The organism is Pseudomonas sp. H3_D04, assembly GCF_054669175.1.
The window spans coordinates 3614711-3633998 of sequence record NZ_CP162801.1; the positions used below are offsets into that span (position 1 = coordinate 3614711).

At 52.3% G+C, this 19288-nt stretch carries 13 protein-coding genes; 9 read left to right on the forward strand and 4 right to left on the reverse strand.

Annotated features, from left to right (window positions below; translation table 11 throughout):
* Positions 1-47: 47 nt before the first annotated feature.
* From AB4N91_RS16770 to AB4N91_RS16780, 3 genes are all read right to left on the reverse strand, one after another.
* Positions 48-2471 carry a TonB-dependent siderophore receptor gene (locus tag AB4N91_RS16770; RefSeq protein ID WP_460111198.1) on the reverse strand — a complete coding sequence of 808 codons (2424 nt, stop codon included), beginning with the start codon at positions 2469-2471 and terminating at the stop codon, positions 48-50.
* A 108-nt stretch (positions 2472-2579) separates the two neighbouring features.
* A complete protein-coding gene (locus AB4N91_RS16775) occupies positions 2580-3554 on the reverse strand; it encodes a FecR family protein (protein WP_458369390.1) in 975 nt (324 codons plus the stop codon).
* A gap of 40 nt (positions 3555-3594) precedes the next feature.
* On the reverse strand, positions 3595-4095 hold the full coding sequence (locus AB4N91_RS16780; RefSeq protein ID WP_010458519.1) for a sigma-70 family RNA polymerase sigma factor: 501 nt from the start codon (positions 4093-4095) through the stop codon (positions 3595-3597).
* 1110 nt (positions 4096-5205) lie between these two features.
* On the opposite strand from AB4N91_RS16780, the gene AB4N91_RS16785 reads away from it, so the two are divergent.
* The 9 genes from AB4N91_RS16785 (at position 5206) to AB4N91_RS16825 (ending at position 18192) form a co-directional block, all read left to right on the forward strand.
* Positions 5206-5748 carry a TnsA endonuclease N-terminal domain-containing protein gene (locus AB4N91_RS16785; protein ID WP_460111202.1) on the forward strand — a complete coding sequence of 181 codons (543 nt, stop codon included), beginning with the start codon at positions 5206-5208 and terminating at the stop codon, positions 5746-5748.
* Entirely contained in the window at positions 5729-7675 is a 1947-nt protein-coding gene (locus tag AB4N91_RS16790) for a Mu transposase C-terminal domain-containing protein (protein ID WP_460111205.1), read from the forward strand. The genes AB4N91_RS16785 and AB4N91_RS16790 overlap by 20 nt, the downstream gene beginning before the upstream one ends.
* 1 nt (position 7676) lies before the next feature.
* On the forward strand, positions 7677-8612 hold the full coding sequence (locus AB4N91_RS16795; protein WP_460111208.1) for a TniB family NTP-binding protein: 936 nt from the start codon (positions 7677-7679) through the stop codon (positions 8610-8612).
* A 14-nt stretch (positions 8613-8626) separates the two neighbouring features.
* The gene (locus AB4N91_RS16800; RefSeq protein ID WP_460111211.1) at positions 8627-9691 is read left to right on the forward strand and encodes a TniQ family protein; all 1065 of its coding nucleotides are present in this window, start codon (positions 8627-8629) and stop codon (positions 9689-9691) included.
* Positions 9692-9705: 14 nt separating this feature from the next.
* The gene (locus tag AB4N91_RS16805) at positions 9706-11508 is read left to right on the forward strand and encodes a hypothetical protein (protein ID WP_460111213.1); all 1803 of its coding nucleotides are present in this window, start codon (positions 9706-9708) and stop codon (positions 11506-11508) included.
* Positions 11509-12236: 728 nt separating this feature from the next.
* Positions 12237-13853: an ATP-binding protein gene (locus tag AB4N91_RS16810; RefSeq protein ID WP_460111216.1), complete on the forward strand. Its 1617-nt coding sequence runs from the start codon at positions 12237-12239 to the stop codon at positions 13851-13853.
* Positions 13840-14799 carry a hypothetical protein gene (locus tag AB4N91_RS16815; RefSeq protein ID WP_460111217.1) on the forward strand — a complete coding sequence of 320 codons (960 nt, stop codon included), beginning with the start codon at positions 13840-13842 and terminating at the stop codon, positions 14797-14799. Before AB4N91_RS16810 ends, AB4N91_RS16815 begins: the two co-directional genes overlap by 14 nt.
* Before the next feature lie 376 nt (positions 14800-15175).
* Positions 15176-17416, forward strand: a complete 2241-nt coding sequence (locus tag AB4N91_RS16820; RefSeq protein ID WP_460111220.1) for a KAP family P-loop NTPase fold protein — start codon at positions 15176-15178, stop codon at positions 17414-17416.
* A 128-nt stretch (positions 17417-17544) separates the two neighbouring features.
* Positions 17545-18192 carry a hypothetical protein gene (locus tag AB4N91_RS16825; RefSeq protein WP_460111223.1) on the forward strand — a complete coding sequence of 216 codons (648 nt, stop codon included), beginning with the start codon at positions 17545-17547 and terminating at the stop codon, positions 18190-18192.
* A 44-nt stretch (positions 18193-18236) separates the two neighbouring features.
* Here AB4N91_RS16825 and AB4N91_RS16830 read toward each other — a convergent pair whose 3' ends face one another.
* Positions 18237-19229, reverse strand: a complete 993-nt coding sequence (locus AB4N91_RS16830) for an ATP synthase subunit B family protein (protein ID WP_460111226.1) — start codon at positions 19227-19229, stop codon at positions 18237-18239.
* Between the last annotated feature and the right edge of the window lie 59 nt (positions 19230-19288).

Here is a 19288-nt window from a genome sequence, read left to right on the forward strand (position 1 = left end):
TCCCTGTAGGAGCGAGGCTTGCCCGCGAATGAAGGCGACTCGGGCTATCAGAACCCGACGCTGGCCTGCACAAAGAACGTGCGTGGTGCACCGACGTACATCCCCGAGTTGTTGTCGCTGGAGCGGGTGAAGTACTGCTTGTCGAAGATGTTTTTCACCCCGGCCCCGAGCTTCAGATTCGACAACTGCGCGCCGAAGTCATACCCACCGCGCACGTTCCAAGTTACGTAGCCCGGAATGTCGCCGTACTGACCATCAGCAGAGCCTTCAGTGATGTAGTTGTTGGTGAAGCTGCCATCGGCGTTCACCGCAACACCTGGTGAGCGCTGCTTGGACTGGGCAAACGCGTCGAGGTTGTAGGTCCAGCGGTTGATGTCGTAACGCAGGCCGGCGGTCGCCACCTGGCGCGAATAGAACGGCAGGTCACGGCCCTTGAAGCCTGGAATTTCACCTTCATACACGGCACGGGTGTAGGTGAACCCGGCGTTGGCGGTCAGGCCGTCGAGCCGTGGGTCCAGTGCCGCCATGTTGTAGTGCACTGACGCCTCGATGCCCTGGTGCGTGGTCGCGCCGAGGTTGGTCCAGCCCGCGTCATTGCTGATGTATTGCAACTCTTTATCGAAGTCGATGTAGAACGCCGTCAACTCGCCGCCCCACACCTCATTGTTGTAGCGCGTGCCGACTTCATAAGTCTTGGCCTTTTCTGGCTCCAGGCCATTGGCGGGTTCATCCCCCGTGCCACCCTGACCCAGCTGGAAATACTGCAGGCTGCCGAACGAGGTTTCGTAGTTGGCGAACAGCTTCCACTCCTCCGACAGGTGATACATCACGCTCAGGGCAGGCAGCGGCTCGTTGCTTTCGATGCTGCGGTTCTTCTCCGGTACACGTCTGCCGGCGGTGTCGAGCACGGCGCGGTCGTGCCAGTCGGTGCTGATGTGTTCGAAGCGGATGCCGGGCGTAATCGTCCAGTTACCGACGTCGATCTTGTTGTCGACGTACACCGAGTTGGCTTCAGTGCCGCCGGTACGATCCTGGTACACATGGCCGTCCGAACCAGGACGAATCACTGGCTCGTTGTTGACCAGCGCCAGGCGGCTCGCCTGCTCGTGCATGCCCTCCTTGAGGTAGCGATAACCGACACTGACTTCCTGGGTGGTCGGGCCGACGTCAAACACACGGGACACCCGCGGTTCTATACCGAAGGTGTAATACGTGCGCGGGAACGAGCCCAGGGTTTGCTGATTGCGAGCCGCAATATTGCTGCCACGGAAGCTGTCGGTGTAGTACGTCAGCACTTCGGCCTGAGTGCGATCATCGAGCTGCCGCGTCCACTTGAACGAGACATCCTTGCGGCGCCCGCTGAAGTTGTCGTTATTGCGGTCGGACTGAAACGGATCGGCGTCGTACTGTGCCTGGGTCAGGCCGCCGGGCATGTCGGCGCTGGCGTCGTAGTAGTGAAAGTTGAGGCTGAAATCGTCGACATCGGTGGGCGCCCAGTGCGTCTTGAGCATCACGTCGTCGATGTCATTGCCGTTGTTGCGCTCGCGGTAACCGTTGCCGTTCACGCCGGAATACAACAGCGCCATGCCGATGCCATTGTCGGCGGTGCCGCCGAGGAATGCGGTGTCGATGTGCTTCCAGCCGCCGTGCTGGGACGTTTCCAGGGTGGTGCCGATTTCACCGGTGGCTTTTTCCGGGATCGCGCGCGTCACGAAGTTGATCACGCCACCGACGTTCTGCGGTCCATACCGCACGGAACCGGCGCCGCGCACCACGTCGATGCTGTCGAGGTTGCCGGAGGAAATCGGTGCCATGGACAGTTGCGGCTGGCCGTAGGGCGCGAAGGCTGCCGGTATGCCGTCGATCAGCACGGTGGAGCGTGGCGACAGGCGCGAGGTCAGGCCGCGCACGCCGACGTTCAGGGAAATGTCGCTGCCGCCGGTGCCGTTGGCGTCCTGCACTTGCACGCCGGGCACGCGCTTCAATACGTCGCCGACGTTCATGGCGCCCTGCTCGACCATCGCTTCGCGGCGGATCACGGTACGTGCGCCGGGATGGTTCTGCACCACCGCAGCGTCGGCATCGCCGAGCCAGTCGCCGACCACTTTGATGTCGGTCATGCCCAGCTCGATCGGGCCGGCCGTTGCGGAAGTCGGCGCTGGCATCAGGGTCACCGAGCCTTGATCGATCTGGTATTGCAGGCCGCTGCCTTGCAGCAATTGGCGCAAGGCCTGTTCCGGCGAGAGGTCGCCGTCGACGGCGGGGGCCTGTTTGCCGGCCACCAGCTCAGGACTGAAGAAAACCTGCAACGACGTTTGCTGACCCAGCTCACTCAAGGCCTGGCCCAACGGTTGCGCGGGAATATGAATGCCGTCGGCGGCAAATGCCTGGGGAAGCGCGGCACTGACGGCCAGGGCGAGCACAAGCCGCAGCCAAGGTGACTTATTGTTTTTAGCGGGGGTTTTCTTCACGTCGAACATTGTCCTGTAGATCGCAAGAGTGTGCGGCTGTTAATGCAAACCAGTTGCAGTTGGACAAGAAGACGAAGAACTCAAAAAAAACCTGAATCGGTTTGGAAATTAATTGGAAATTATTTCCTGACTGCCGTCATCGAGGGTCCGCACGGCCACCGGCAGAATGCTCGGCAAGGCCTTGAGCAGCGCGTCGGTGTTGTCGGCTTTGAACACGCTGGTCAGGCGCAGATTGCCCACTTTGTCGTTGCCGACCGTCAGTGGCTTCTCGCGGTAGCGCGAGACTTCTGCGGCGACATCGGCAAGGCTGGCGTTGTTGAACACCAGTTTGCCGCTGCGCCACGCGGTCAGTTCCGCCGGATTGACCGCATAAGCGGCGGCAACCACGCCTTTGGCATCGACACGAGTGCCGAGGCCGGCGGTGAGGCTGATCACATCAGGTCCCTGCCCCTGAACCTTGACCGTGCCCTGCTCCACCGCGACCCGGGTTTCGGTCAGGTCGCGGCGCACATCGAAACGCGTGCCGGTGACCGTCACCTTGCCGCTACCCGCCTCGACCACGAACGGCCGGTTGATGTCGTGCTCGACGCTGAACATGGCCTCACCTTCCATCAGTTCGATACCGCGACGGTCCTTTTCATAACGCACCAGAACGCGGCTGCGACTGTTCAGGTCGATCACCGAACCGTCGGGCAACGCCACATGACGACGCTCGCCCAAGGCCGTGGAATAGTCGGCCGTGTAGGTCGTCGGGTGATTCAACCCGCTGAACAACCCCAAGCCAAGCGCCACGGCCAGCACACTGGCCGCCACCGCATAACGCACCAGCGGCTGACGCTTGCGACGTGCCGGCGGCGTTTCGCACAGGGCTTGCAGACGCTTGGCGGGCAGCAGATCGGCGGCCGTCCATAAGCCCTGCAGCACCTGGAATTCGTCGCGATGTTGGGGATGTTCAGCCAGCCAGGCTTCGAAACGCCGATACGCTTCGACGTCCACGGCCGGTTCCTGCAAACGCACAAACCAGCGCACCGCATCGTCGCGCACCGTTGTTTGCCCGCACGCACAATCACGAGTATCCATCATGGAAGTTCCTGTTTGGCTGGGGATGAGAAAGCGCGGCCGATCATGGGTGCAGTCCGTCGAGGCGGTCGCGCAGATGCCGCAAGGTGCGGATCATATACTTTTCCACCATGTTCTTGGACAGACCCAGGCGTTCGGCGATTTCCGCCTGGGTCAGGCCTTCGATCTTCTGCCAGACAAAAACTTTTCGGCAGTTGACCGGCAGCTCGCAGAGCGCCCGTTCGATGGAATCAGCCAACTGGATCGCCTGCATGAAATGCTCCGGGTCGCCGGACGAAGACCCACTGTGATCAACCGCCTCCGACTCCATGGCGCCCCGCCGGTCCTCACGCCGATAACCATCCACCGCGATATTGCGCGCGGTCTGGTGCAAATAGGCCCGAGGTTGTTCCACCGCCGACGAATCGGACTCAAGCACCCGCACGAAGGTGTCGTGCGCCAGGTCCTCGGCCTGCTGACGATTTCTCAGGCGACGGGTCCAGGTGCCAACCAACTCTTCGTAATGCTCGAAAAAGCCGTGTCTGCGGGGCAACTTGGGGGTCATTGCGGTGTGCTGTGGAGACGGGGCGTGAATAGTAATGCTTCCTATTAATGGGAAGCAATGGATTCCACATCGCCAGGTTTGCTGTAGGTTTTCAAAAAAGATGACAAAAATGGCAAATAAATGATCCAGGCAGACTATCTAACTAATTGTTTTTTTTACGAAAGCTTTCACATGGAATGCGAAAAAACGGGGTGAAAGCTGGCTCCAGCAGCGTGCTGTAAAGGGTTTCAGCATTGCTAAAGACCTAAAAAACTCTCCCTCTGGGCTAAGTGGCTGCTCTTCGATAAGTAGCGAACATCTATGTGCAATGCACATTGCATACTGTGTATTCGCACATCGACAAATATTTAACAAAACCCGCCAAACACTTAATTATCAAAATCCTTCTGAAAAAAAATAAATCTAACGCCCTCAAAATAATTATTGTCACGGCGAATTTTATTGAATTAAGATCCGACCTTATCGGCGCGCCGAGCCACCTCAGAAATACACTTACGCGTTATTGGCTTCGCAGTCAGGCGCCGAAATATACTTACGCGTTATCGGCTTCGTAGTCAGGCACCGGAATATACTTACGTGTTGCTCACGGGAAGAGTGCTAAAGAGCTTTACACTTACACGTTATCGAATCACTGACAGATGCAGAAAATTATAACTACGTGTAAAAAATTGGTTAGCAAGACACTCTGGCTTTGTCGGAGGATTGTGAACCGTTCGTCATAAAAACGAAAAAAGCCAGAAATGAGTTTTAGACTCACTACCTGGCTTTAAAGAGGAGGTATCAGAATGTAAAACGCGGCCAACCTTGAGGGGTTAAGACCGCGACGAAAACAATTGAAGCAACTACACAGTGTGGTGCTTGTAGTTTCTTCCTTTTTTTCGTCGTCTGTCAAGCCCCTCCCATAACTTCGATTTCAGCGAGGCCACTCGACGGGAAAGTGTTGCCTGTCGAAAGCCTCAAGTCCAACGCACTTGTCGAGCGTTGTGTAGACGCTTGCTCGTGAGGGAGTTGCAGATGCCTGTAAGAAAAGTCGTAACGCGAAGGTCAAACCATTTCAGGGGATTTCATCCGTCACGTAAGAATGGACTATCTATTGCCTGGGAGTCCCAGTTGGAAGCTAGCTTCCTTCGTCTCCTAGAGCTCTCCCCTGAAGTCCTGACATATGAAGTCCAGCCGTCAGTGGAGGTATTTTCTATCGACGGCAAGGAAACCAAATACATACCAGATGTATGCGTCAATTTTATCGATGGGACGACGGGGTGGTTTGAAGTTAAACCGTCGATGCGACTTCTCAACCATAAGGTGGCACTAAAAACCAAGGCGATACAAGCTCACTTCGCAAGTACGGAGCGCACATTCCATATCGCGACAGAGAAATTAATCCTCGCGGTGCCGATGGCAGACAACCTTTTAACCCTGATGTACCACCGGCGCGGAGAGGACGTATCAGCGGAGTACAGTGAAAGTTTGAGTTCTAAATTCAACAGCGCCCCCAGTCAGACACTGGCTGATTTGATTGATCTATTAGGTGCGCAAGAAGCATGGCGATTATTAGGTTTGGGTTACATAGGTATAGATCTTAGAAATCCTATTTCCGCCTCGACTCCAATTTTCCTGACCGGAGGTCATCGCCATGAAAACCTTTTCGCTTAAACCTTCACTTGTGATAATCCATGAAGATCGTGTTATGCGTTTTATGGGAAAAAGCATAAACCACAAACTAATTTTCAAGGACGAATACGGAGAACCTATTACCTTCTCCGAGAGAGAATTTTACTATCTCTTTGATCAACGGAAGATCACCATCGATAAAAATCAGCCTCACCTAGGCCAAATCCCATACGTTCGTAATGTCGCGCCAGATTTGACGTGCTATCCGAAACATCACTCGGAAGAAGCAGTGCGACGTAAACGCTATCTTGATGCTGCAACTTTTGAAGGCGAACTACCTAGCAGAAAAGAACTAAATAAAAAGATTCCGGAGCTTGCAAAGAAGCTTGAAGACCTGAAGGGAGCGCCCTCAGCGGTTACGTTTAGACGCTGGTATTACAAAGCTAAAGGCAACAGCATCGTTGCTTTGGTACCGCAGCACGCAAAAAAAGGTCGAGCGACAGTATACACTCCCGAACTAGAAGATTTACTCCTAGATGTTTTAAACACGATTTATTTTAAACCCGAGTCGGTACCAATTAAGCACGTTTACGAAGAATTCATTCGTCGAACCCGCGAATACAACAAGGATAAATTGCCGTCCGCACAGCTGAAACATATTTCTGAATCTACTGTTCGACGCTACATCGAGAAACTCGACCCTTACCAGGTCGAAGTCAAAAAAAATGGACGGCACGCGGCAGATAAAAAATTCTCGAAAGCGGTTGGACAACTTACCGTCAGCAATATTCTTGATCGTTGGGAAATTGACCATACAGCACTCGATGTCATGGCAGTGGATCCAGTCACAGGTCGTATGATTGGGCGCCCCTTCCTCACTGTCGTAATGGACCGCTATAGCAGGATGATTATGGCGTTCTGGCTCCACTTTGCAGCCCCCAATACAGAAAGTGTTCTGCAAGTGATAGAGAGAGCAATTAGCCCGAAAGCATCTTGGCTCGCGAAATTTCCTAACGTTATAAACGAATGGCCAGCTCGCGGCCTCCCCTTGCGTATCGTTCCTGATAACGCTGCCGAATTTCACGCTGACAATTTGGTCATCGCATTTACGGAAATGGGTATCGAAATAATGTTCCCACGCTCTAGGGGCCCTCAAATGAAAGGTGCTGTCGAGCGTTTCTTTAGAACTCTAAACATGGGGCTAATACATACCCTTCCAGGTACTACCTTTTCGAGTGTCAAAGAACGGGGGGATTACACTCCTGAAAAACACGCGTGCCTCACACTACAGGCCCTCGAGTCGGCCCTTATTAAATGGATAGTGGATATCTATCACCAAACGCCACACAAAGGGCTTGCTTCGATGACACCCATGGCAATCTGGAAAGCCATGGAGCCATCTCGCGTCATACAGATGCCAGCAGATCTTGACGCCCTTGAGACCGCGCTATCGCACAGGAAACTCTCGACTATACAAGCGTATGGCATACAACTGTCCAACAACTTTTATCATTCTGATGAGCTCGCCAGCTTACGAGTTAGATTGGGCGAAGAAAAAAAGGTACAGATCAGATATCGGGACGAACTCGGTCATATTTGGGTACATGATCCTTTCCGCAACGTTTTTTTTGAAGTTCCGGCTAAGGACAAGCGACTCGTAGGTATGAGCCGAGACTTATACAAGGTTGCGACAAAAGCAGCTAAATTCGAAAACGCAAGCAGTATAGATCGAGAGGCCGTTCAGCGCGCATATCATCAACTCCGTGCAGATATAGAAGAGGAGCGTCGCTCTAACAAATTGCGTACTCGACGTGACGCTGCAAAAAAAGAGGCTACTTTGAATAAAAATTCTAGCAGCCAACCCATCGCAGCATCACCGAACTCGTATGAATTTCCTTTTATGGAAAATGATCGCGACGAAACTCCGTCGATGTTCCCCGTTCAATCATTTTCCCCGGTGGAGGTGTGACATGAACCTGACGCCAACCACCGGGGAGACATCTAGGCTAAGCAACCATTTCATTACTACCCCTCAGATCGAGCGAACTTCGGCACGAATATATGAGGTTATCGATGATACAAGATCCTCTGGAAAGGCTAAAGGTCTTGTCATTTGCGGCCCCAGCGGTGCTGGTAAAAGTACCATGATCAAAAAAATCATAAAGGATCGCCGCATTGAAATTACTGACGACCAAGATTTTAAAACTATTTACATGGAGATACCCTCAAAACCTACAACAAAATCTATGGGGGAAGCATTTCTGGAAGCACTACAAGATCCTTTTGCGAGGAAGCATGGTCACTCGGCGGAGTTCAAACTACTTCGAATTGTCGGATTAATTAAGACAATCGGAACTGAGCTTATTATTTTTGACGAGGTTCAACACATCGTTGAGTATCGTCGAAACACTGAAGAAACAAGCAAATGGATTAAGTACCTGATGAACCACACAGGTGTAGCTGTGATTCTTATTGGCATGCGAGAAACCCAAGAAATATTGAATAACGACCAGCAGCTACGCAGGCGCTTTTCCGCCACAGTTGATTTTGACAGATTCAATATCAACAACTCACCTCCAAGCCATTTCTCCTCACTACTCAAAACCCTGGAGACCATCATCAAAGTTAAATCCATCAGCTTCACTACCAACGAGATGCTCCAAAGGTTCTACTACGCCTCTTATGGCCTTATAGACTATTTGGTCAAAATCTTTGATCGCGCAACACTTCTTGTTATCAAAAATAGATTAGAGGGCATTACCCTTGAAGTGCTTTCTCAGGCATTCGCCGACGAGGTTTGGAGCGGTGCAAAGGACAACCGCAATCCCTTCTCCTCTCAGTTTAACTTCCGTTCTCTTATCGGGCGCCACGAACCATTCTATAAAGTTGACAACGATCAACAATAACGAGGAGCGTCACCATGCTTTATAAAAGCGCTGAACACATCGACCAACAGCTCATTGTATTGAGAGAAAAAAATGAGGCCCGCGAGCTTGCTGCGATGCAAAGAATGCACGCCGCAAATGAAGCACTTGCGCCACCTACCATCAACTTACTGATCAAGACCAAACTTTTTCCTTGGGAAAGCCTTGAAAGCCTACTCTTTCGGGTATCTACGTTGAATCAACTTTCAGGCATTTCCATTCTGCAGCGTGCACTCATGCTTCCGGAGAATGGGGTGATGTCGTTTCCGCGACACCTGCAGTTAGGCATAGCGCTCGGCCAGGACTTGAGAGCACTATCCCCAGCAATTCCAACTCTGATGAGCAAATCGGCGATTAGGCTGCAGGGGCATCTTTTACCGATCAAGCACCTCGCGCTCAGTTCCTACCGCGTGTGTCCTCATTGTGTGGAGGAACTAGGATACGGAAAATCATACTGGTCGCTGGCCCTGTTTTCCGTCTGTGAGATGCATAAATGTATGCTGATCGACACTTGCGCAGCATGTGAAAAACCGCTAACAGCAACACGTCCCGCTTACGATGTTTGCTCGTGTGGGGCACGCTACTCAAAAATGTCCTCAACTGACAGTTCTGAACCGCTACAAGAGATGGGTAGCATCATTGCGGCAAAATTTACCAGGCAACCTATTGCTGATGACAGCCGTTTTTATCCGGATGAAGTTCTCTCGATGGAGTTACTGGACGTACTGGAATTGCTAACGTTACTAGCAGCCCTGTCAGAAGACCCAAGTACGACGTATCTGGATTTAAGTCGTAAAATCGTGAGCCTAAAACTCTGTCATCGGCGCTGTAAAAAGGCGACCAGCGCATTATTGGACTGGCCGAACGGTTTTCATAGATTACTGGCCTCTACTCGAAGTTTTAGGTCATACAACGACACGTCCGCCACTGTATACAACAGCATTTCTCATGTTGTTGGCGCGATCCCTGTTGGGACGCAACGAAAATGGTGCCGCTTTATTTTGTCCGGCGTAGAAAGCTTTTTGAGTAACCGCGAATCGTGGAGCCATTCTTCTTATTAGAGGAGAGAGTACCGATGTTCGGCCTAACAGTTGGCCTGAGTGCTGTTCCTGGCGAAAGCTTGACGAATTTTCTGCAACGAGTAGCTGCTGCCAACTTTTTAAAGTTAACAGATCTCGTGTCACACCTTAGGGATTCTACACAGCCGAACATTTTTCCGGACTCATTGTTCCCAAAAACCTGGAGATCAGCCTATGAATACCTGACATCTCAAACCACTAATAAAACGTGGTCTTGTCTAAAACCCAAAATTTGCACCTCCTGCTTTTCGGAGCATCAACAAATCAAGGAGACCTGGGATCTGACACTGAACACTGTATGCGCTTCACATAACATTTTACTTAGGGATCGGTGCCATCATTGCGCAAATCCTTTCAACCTTCAAACCATCGAATGCCAAAAGTGCCTGCGTTGTGGTGCCTCAATCTTCAACTGTACAACAGCGCACCACATCGCCTCTCAAGAGGCGGTGTGGTTGTGTTGTGAATTTGAAAAGCGACTGAGGGGCACCGACTCCGACGGCGACTCCCCCATCGATCAACTGGATGCCCTGGATCTTCACTGCATTGCAATGTGGTTAGCAGCTCTTGGATGCACCGCTGAAAATACCTTTGCGAAGAGAACCAACAACCTGTGCCAGGTAGAGAACGTTTATCAAATGACCTCGATGGCCGGCCGACTCTTGTCGGACTGGCCAGCTTCCTTTCATTGCTCGCTTCAAAAACTGGATGCACGTATTGCAACCGCCAAGAGGAATTCAGCGGCAAGACATGCAGATCGTTTGAGAATGAATATCTATGAAGGGCTCACGAGTCACGCCTTTGATTTTGTTCGTTCTGAGCTTGAAACACATTCACTTCATCCAGACTGTGCCCGAGGCAATTCGCATCCCGGCTCCCATTTACGCAGTGAACCAAAGAAGTTGGCGTCCTTGGAGGTCGCATCAAAAACACTCAACCTTAACGTTCCATTGCTAAAAAGGTTGATCGCCGAAGGCGAACTTCACGGATATAGAGGCATCTCTGCATGCGGCAATAAGACGATTGCCGTTGATCTGATACAAGCCAGGCACCTCGCCGCCACCCTGCCTCCCTTGTTAAATATTGCGCAAGCAGCCAATCAACTAAAGCTGCCAGTCAATACCATCAAAGTGCTATGCAAAAACGGCTGTTTTACTTGCCGAGGCGGCCGGCCCGCAGCGGGACAATCGTGGTGGATCGATACAAATTCGTTCGACATCTCCAATGTTTGCATCAAATATCGACGATCAAGCTCGAGCACTCTCTCCTTGAGTGATGCACTCCGTCACCCCTTCATTTCAGGGGAAGGGGTAGCTCACCTTTTCAAAGCAATTCAGGAAGGCACCTTATCGGTTTCATTCAAAGCTAAATCGGACGCCGGTGTGATTGGGGAGTGGCGACTGGAAAGTGATGAATGGCAGACCTGGCTCAGCGCGCATATGAGGCGAACAGTTGCTTCTCAATCGCTAAGCGTTGCGCAAGCTGCCAAAATTTTAGGTATTACGAACGACGTGGCCTATACCCTCATTCGTTACGGGCTGCTGAATTCGAACGCTGAATTCAAAAACGGTGTTACATCACAACGGATCAATTTGGATTCAATCGAGCATTTCAAGCAATCCTACATTTTGGGAAGTGAGCTTGCCAAAACCTTTTGCTTAACCTCAAAACAAGCGGTCAGTCACATGGAAAAACTGGGTGTAGTACCCGTCGCTGGCCCCTCCTCAACACCTCTGAAATGTAGGCAATACGTATGGCAGAAGGTTACGTGCTTAGAAACCAACGAATGTAGCCCATAGAGCGACTCTCACCAGAAGAGCCGCCTTTCTCAGGGTTGCGGCTCGGTATCTCAAGGAACGGGACTTTCAGCGATAACACAAAGCGGACCGACTAATGGCATCCGTTTGTCCAATGAACTTCACAACACGACTGTGATCGCTTTTTTCTAGCGAGCACCCTTCTCAATTTGTCAAGGCTTGGCCGCATCACCTATACGTTGTTTGGTTTTATAGATTCGGTAGCCTCCAGACTAAGTAGCTGCGCCGGCCTGCATATACCAAGTCTTTCAGCTACAGCCTGCACGCACTCTTGTCGACTGTCAAAATTATAGTCGTCACCCTGTTCAGGCTATGTTTGGCGAACCCATGCGGTCAACGTCGCCCGACTGTGATAGCTCCCATCCTCAACGTCGCATCAATGCAGCTATCGTGAATTAGATAACGTTCGACAACCACCGTCCTCTGCACCTGCGAATATTTCGCGATCCCGATCCGCATAGCACACTGATAAATCGAGGCTACTCGTATCCGCGGTTCAATCCCGTCAGGATATTCTTGGAGCGCTGGGGCCATGATTTTTTCGGCGGTACTTCTGTAACACCACGCTTGGGAAGTTGACTGGCATCTGGAACCTGGCACCAGATGAAAACGCCTGCGGGCGCCGAAGTGGCATATGGCCTTTATTACCTGTTAAATACCCGGTATATCATCCATTGCGCAACGATCACCGACCCTAAGCGAGAAAAGCCTTGCCAGTCAACACGTTGAAAATCCATAACGTTTTTTTCCTTGAAGCAAGCAAGCTCACGGTACTTGCGCTGACCTCGGAATATTCGGTTGAACTGAGCAACAACCCACAAAGCGGACAAGCCAGTGAGATCAAAATCAGCCGAAGCACCGAAAAACACCCGGGCGTGTCACTTAACCTCGCCTCCTTCACCACCCTGTTCGGTGAGAACGGCAGCGGAAAAACCGACCTGCTCCTAACGTTGTGTCAGGGGTTGGCGGCATGGACGCCCAAGTCCCGGCTCAGCCTGTTGTGGGAAGACGAGCACGGGCTGAAACTGGCCCGCAGCGACTCTCTGAAGAAGGTCCCGGTGCAGTCCCCCTTCGAGGGGATCGTTCATAAGAAAGCACCGGCAATCACCACTGCGTTCTATACCACCTCGCCTTTCGAGAGCCTGCGAAGAGCCCGACTGAAAGCCCGTGGCGTACTCGACATAAGCCCTCGCTTCGGTAGCCAGGTCAGCTTCGATGCACCCTCAACCTTCCTCGCCTATGAGTTGTTGAGAAACAGGGCCCCGTTCGTTGCCAATGCCAAGGTGGAAATGAAGGCGAGCATACCCGACCTTTTCTCCCTGCTGAAAACCTACAGTTTCCCATCGGTAAGGAAGGAGATTTCACAGTCACCCTCCTTGCGCAATAACAGCGTAAAGGCCGCAAGCCGCGCGCTCGACCAGGAAGAGCGGTTCGCGCTCAGCTTCATAATTCTCGACAGTGCCGAGAACGATACCGCCGGTGAGTTGTACAGCTTTACCGATGAACTGCGGGAAATGCTCTACAACCATTCGGCCTCAGCTACGCAGCCTAGTGCGGACACGTGGGCAAAGTTTTCCTACCTCGCTTTCACCAATACAGACCTGAGAAAAAGGTATCAGGAAGCGTTTAATGGCTATCAGTTGATTTGCGCGCTATTCGAAGATAATGAAAGCTGGCGGCGTACTGCCAAGATTTCCTTCCTGGACGAAAAGATCGGCAACTTGATCCGTGGCAACGCGGGATTGGTCGCAAAGCTGACGAAACTGGGTTTTCTGCGCTGGTCGTTTCATGAACTCAGTTCAGGCCAGGCGAGCATGATGTCGCTGTACTGCTCACTGGCAATGACACTGGGCGCGTTCGAAAAGGACAGCGACGCCTCCGCCCTCCTGCTGTGCATCGACGAAGGGGAAATGTTCATGCACCCGCGCTGGCAACGGGAATACATTTCCCACCTGCTGGAGTTCACCCATACCTTCCCCGGTGCCGCCAGCAAGCTCCACCTGCTGGTGTCCACGCACTCGCTCATCGTCGCTGCCGACTCGCCGCCCGGCAGGCTGTTCGACCTGGAGGAAAAGCGCCTGAAAAACGCGTTCGGCTACAGCCCGAAGCAGACCCTCTCTGGTGTATTCAACGTCGAGGAGTTTAGCGGAGACTACAGCGCAGGGCTCATAGCCAAAATCTCCGCCACGTTGAAATCCAAGCACTCGACGGACGAACAGCTCAGAGAAGCCCTGCAGATTGCCAGAAGCCTTTCCAATGACGATGTCAGGGAGCAGGTGGAGCAGCGCCTTCATCAGCATCTGGAGAACCTGAATGCTCAAGACTAAGGCGCTCGACAGCGCTACCCTCGACCTTCATCGGAAGGTTCTGGGCGCCCGCTTCGACTCTGCGCTGAATCTCTGGACGAAACCATACGGCAATGACTTTCCCGCTTTCACCAGCGACATTGTCGACCTATTGAAAAAGCACCGTGACGTGCTGCTGATAGGCACTCCGAGCGAGCTATGGAGAGTTATCCAGGAAGTAGACGACGTGGATGCCAACTTCAAGAAGTACCTGGAAGATCGCCCAAAAAGGAATTCAAAAAACAAGTATAACGACTCCTTCCAGAAGCTGATCACCCAAATAGCATCGCTTTTCGACTACTCCATGTTCATTCAAAAAAACGATGACTGGAATGCCTACGCACTTGTAACAAAACACGGGCTTCGCATCTGTCCGTATTGCCAGCTACAGCATGTCAACTACCACAACGCAAATAAAAAAGGCTCCCTGACACTCCGCCCGCCACTTGACCACTACCTTCCCAAGTCGCGCTACCCTTATCTCGCGGTATCGATCCAGAACCTCGTACCCTCGTGCCATCAGTGCAACTCCAGCGTAAAACTCGATAATTGCCCTAGTAAAACGCTGCCTAATCCATTCGATCCGGCAACAACGTCCCAGATGTCCTTCGAGACGAAGTTTTCAAGCATAGACATTCGCCATCTTAAGGAGGACGACATCGAACTCAAAGTCAAGGGCAATACGCCAGAATGGGATGACTTCGCCAACTTTTTCCGCCTGCCCGAACGCTATCAGTGGTACAAGCCGGAAATTCACGACATGGTCGGCCGCGCAGCCGATTTCAGCGAATACGACGATAACCTCAAGTCCCTCCTGAACCGCCCACGCTACATCCTGGGGTTCCAACAGCCTCATGCCAAGACACGCGCATTGGGTATGTGCTTGCTGGCAATCGCCGAGTCCAACGCTTGGTTCAAAAACAGCTGAGATTTTCCTGCCCAAAATTCGAACAGGCGCCCCGGGTGGCTACTTATCGAGTTAGCTGGTTTACTCTGCCAAATCGCCGAGGGGCTTTCAGGTCGTGCATAGGGACGTTCATGCCCATTACACTCCCTGTGTTGATGGCGAAAGGTTTCCTAATTTCCGGCAACCGGGCTCACACACCAAGAATCCTGGCACCCAGCATCAGCAGTGTGACTCCTGCTGTTCATGTGCTGGAGGTCCCGCATTAGATTGCTGTGCATTGAAAGGTTAAGGAACTGGATTGGAGCTCAGGGATTTGAGAGACCTGTGGAACGTTGTGAAGCATTGGCTTGCCAACCTACGAGGGATAACGAGCGTAGTCCCTCTAGCACCACCGCCGATGGAAATAGGTACAGAGGCTCCTATCCGTACTAAGGGCGAAGACCGTCTGCGCAGAGTAGGTTATGCATCTCGCATCGCGGACGTGCTGTCGGAGCTTAGCCCTCGTGAAGGGCGGGTCTTTGCGATCCGCGGTGGCTGGGGCTTTGGCAAATCTTCCCTAAAACACCTTGTCATTGAACAGCTTGAGGCCAGAGACAAGCACTCCAATTGGCTGGATTTCAACCCGTGGCAGTGGGGTGACGGAAACGCCATCAGCCGAGCACTTTTCGGCCAGATCGCGGACAGACTGGGCGGCGATAACTCCCAGGAAGCGCTGAAGCGCGCCGCGACCCTTCGGAAATACGGCGCGATACTGTCAGGCGGAAGTGCACCGCTCAAGCAGGCTGGAGGTTCGCAACAAAAGATTACGACGATACTCACGAATGCATCTTTGATTTCCATTGCCTCCTCCATCGGCTTCGACTTGCCCTCGGCAGCGACGGTCGCTGGTGTTCTGGCTGGGATAGCTATTGCCATATCACTACTCGGTCGCTGGTTAAGTCATCTAGGACGGGACCGTAGCAACGAATCACTCGATCAAGTCCGTAAAGCCCTAGAGGAGCGTCTCCGCGAATTGAAACGGCCGCTAATCGTCTTTGTCGACGACATAGATCGGCTCGAACCAGACCAGATTCGAGTGCTGCTTCGTCAGGTTAAAGCCAATGCGAACCTCCCCAACATCGTTTTCGTTTTGCTGTTCCAGCCGAGCATCGTGGAGAGCGCACTGAACCCAGTAGCAGACGGGGATGGTCGAGCCTTTCTTGAGAAAATCGTCCAAGCGAGCTTCGATCTTCCCATGGTGCCAACACATATGGTGCATAGGATTTTCACTGAAAATTTGTCGCAATTGGCGAACTCCTACGCCACAGAGAAAAACGGTTTTGATCAGACCCGCTGGGGCAATGCATTAATTGGCTCCATTCAACCACGGCTTCGTAACATGCGGGATGCCCATCGGTTGGTCTCCTCCGTGGCGGTCCATCTACCGCTGCATGCGTCTGGTGATTTGCTCGAAGTAAACATCGTGGATTTCTTAGTTTTGGAAACACTTCGGGTTTTCGAGCCGGATCTGCACGAAACGATTTTTCTGGAAAAATCTCTGCTGCTGCAGGGCGGTCGGCACATGGGAGACGGCAAAAGGCCGATAGAGGAAGCAGCCATTAAGGATCTACTCAACACCGTGACGGAGGAACGCCGCGAGCTGGCCAAGGAAACCTTAAAGCTGCTGTTCCCTCAGGTCGAGTGGGCAATGGGCGGCCCTCGTTACGACCATGGTTTTCAACAGCAATGGGCTGAAGCGAAGCAAGTGTGCAGTTCTCGATTTTTCCCGCGGTATTTCGAACTGCAGACCGCACTCGGTGAAATTTCAGAACGCCGCTTCACTCAGTTCATCAATGCAGCGCTGACGGAAGAGCAACTGGCCGCTTCGATCGCGGCAATCGAGAAAGACGGGCTGCTCCCTGCGCTCGTGGCGAGGCTCGACGAATCGGTCAATCGGCTGCCGGTCGAGAATGCTGCAGTGCTGCTTCCAGGACTATTTACCATCGCACAAAAATTCGTTGGCGATGACGGTGATCCATTTAGCTCGCCATGGGTTCGCGCATGGAGGACGACATCATGGTTTTTGAAGGCCATCCCCGAGGACAAGCGCGGTAGCCTAGCAGTCGAGGCTTTTCGGGAGACCAAAGCTTTGTCCGTGGCCGCGATCCTCGTTCATCTCAGTGACCCTGCAGATCATAAAGACAAGGCTGATTTCAAGCCTACGCTTGATGTACCGACGGTCGAAGCGATGAAGGCTATCTGGTTGCAGTTGGTTCGGAGTCGAGCAGCAGACGATAACGCGCTGTTGTTAGAGCCCGACCTTGCTTCACTGCTTTATCGATGGAAGAACTACTCCGGATCGGTTGATGAGCCACGAAGGTGGTTACAGGGTGCGATCGGTACGGATCAGAAATTCACGATCATGGCCTCAAATCTGATGAGCTCTGGGACCAGCCACGTACTCGGCGATCGAGTGGGCAAAGTGCAATACATGTTCAGCAGAGATACGATTGAAACATTCGTCGGACTAGACATCGCCATCGCACGGTGCGAGTCAATCAATCCAGCCGACTTCCCCGGTTACGAACTCCCGCTCACAACGCTGCGACGTCACCTTGAGGCCTGGGTGCAAAACAAAGACGAGCTATTGGATTGGTAAGCCCCTGCTAAGCGGCACAAAGTCGTGCCGCTTTTCACTTCTCCCTGGCGTAGGGTGTACTCACCCACTCACGTGCAGGCAGGAATGCTGGCCACCTAAGATAAGCACGAAACTGTTGAAGGAACTACATGGGCAGCATTAAGGATGGATTTGATGATGCAGGCTTTCTGGGAAAGCTAGCCAAAAAGATTACGCTCAAGGCCTCGAAACGCGTACTGACTAGGGTGCTGCTCATGGCCACCGTGGGAATTGTCATCTTAGGTAGCTACCTTGGATATCTTACCTACCTGCTAGGTGAGTACCGGAAAAGCTCCAACGAACATAACGCTAAATACGGTTTCATGCTTGCCGAAAACCAAGACCAGCGAACGATTGATTACCTTGAGCTTTGCATCGATGCATCAAAAAATAATGATGCGAACCTCAATTACTATTGCGGCACGGCAGTGGAGCTTTACAAGACAACGTTCAAGATGATGCCCAGTGACACAGATGTGAACATAGAGAAAGCGGCGTTCGGCGCAATGAAGGCCGACATCGCAGCCAGAATTCGTTTCATGGTTCTACAGCGCACGGTGGGGCAAAGCGCAGACATAGATGGCGTATTAGGTTTTCTGCTGAGCATTACAGGAATTACGATTGCCATGATCGTAGCCGTCATCTGCATGCTCACCACGATTATCTGGACTTGGCGAATTTCTCGAGCACAGCTCATCGACCAGCAAAACACCAACCCGCCCCCTACACCAACGCAGGACCCGCGCGCTCTGCCCTAGAGGTCGATATCGGCGAACCGAGCTTTGACGCGGGGCGAGAAGAATCACTCAGAGATTCGTATTGCTCCGGCGGAATATCGTTGCTTCAGCATTCGGTCGATTTCGGCTACGTATTTCTCAGGAGGCATGCCGCAAGGCTCATTTCGAAGCTGATACACGGCGAGCACCGTTTCCGCGCGGATTTTTTGATTGCTGGTCAACTGGATAACCATTTCCAGATTGGCGGGATTAAGGAATTCGTCGATCAGCTTCGTCTGGGACTGTATATCTCTCTCGATGACTGCGAGCTCATTCAGTCGGTTGAAAACAGCCTCTGCCTGTTCTAGCTGTGCATTGGTCAAACGAGTACTTGAGGGAATGGCTTCAAGTAAGCGGCGAAAATCGAACAAACGCTCCTGGTACCTCTGTTGATCCAATTGTAGCCATAACCCCATGCCTTTGAGATTTCCGAAGGAATGGGGGTACCAGTGACGCTCCTCATAGGACTTACCCTTCTCATCAATCCCTTTTTTGATGATTTGATAGTCCCATCGCACTTCCAACTGGCTGCTTTTCCACCGAGTTCGCAGGATGTCACCCACACGCTCGGGAAGGATTTGCATGAGGTGGTCAATTCTTTCCAATAGCCCGCGATGCCTGATATTTGCCGTTCTTACCCGCTCAACAAACGCATCCCGCTGGAGGAGTAACGTCTCCACCTTATGGCGGCGAATATTTCGTTTTTCCGCAGCTGAAAGTTGTTTTAACGCGCCTTTGACCTCAGCGTCATGAAGGCCCAGGTGATTGTGGGCGCAGCAATGACCGATCAATACGTTAGAGCCATCTTTGAGTTCGACGACAAAGCCATGCTGATGCATCTTCGAACAGCGCGTACCTTTTTTTTGGTATTGGCAACTGGCTTCAGGCTGGATCAAGCGATATGGGCGTAATGGGTGACTGTACTGCTCCTTGGTCAACGTGATGTCAGGGCAGATTTTGAACAGGGAGAGGAGATCGACAAGCGATCTGAGTTCGATGATGCCATGAGTAGGAGCCATACAGTCCTCTTGAGCGAACACCAGTGATAGAGCTGTATATTAACCCAGTAATACCACAT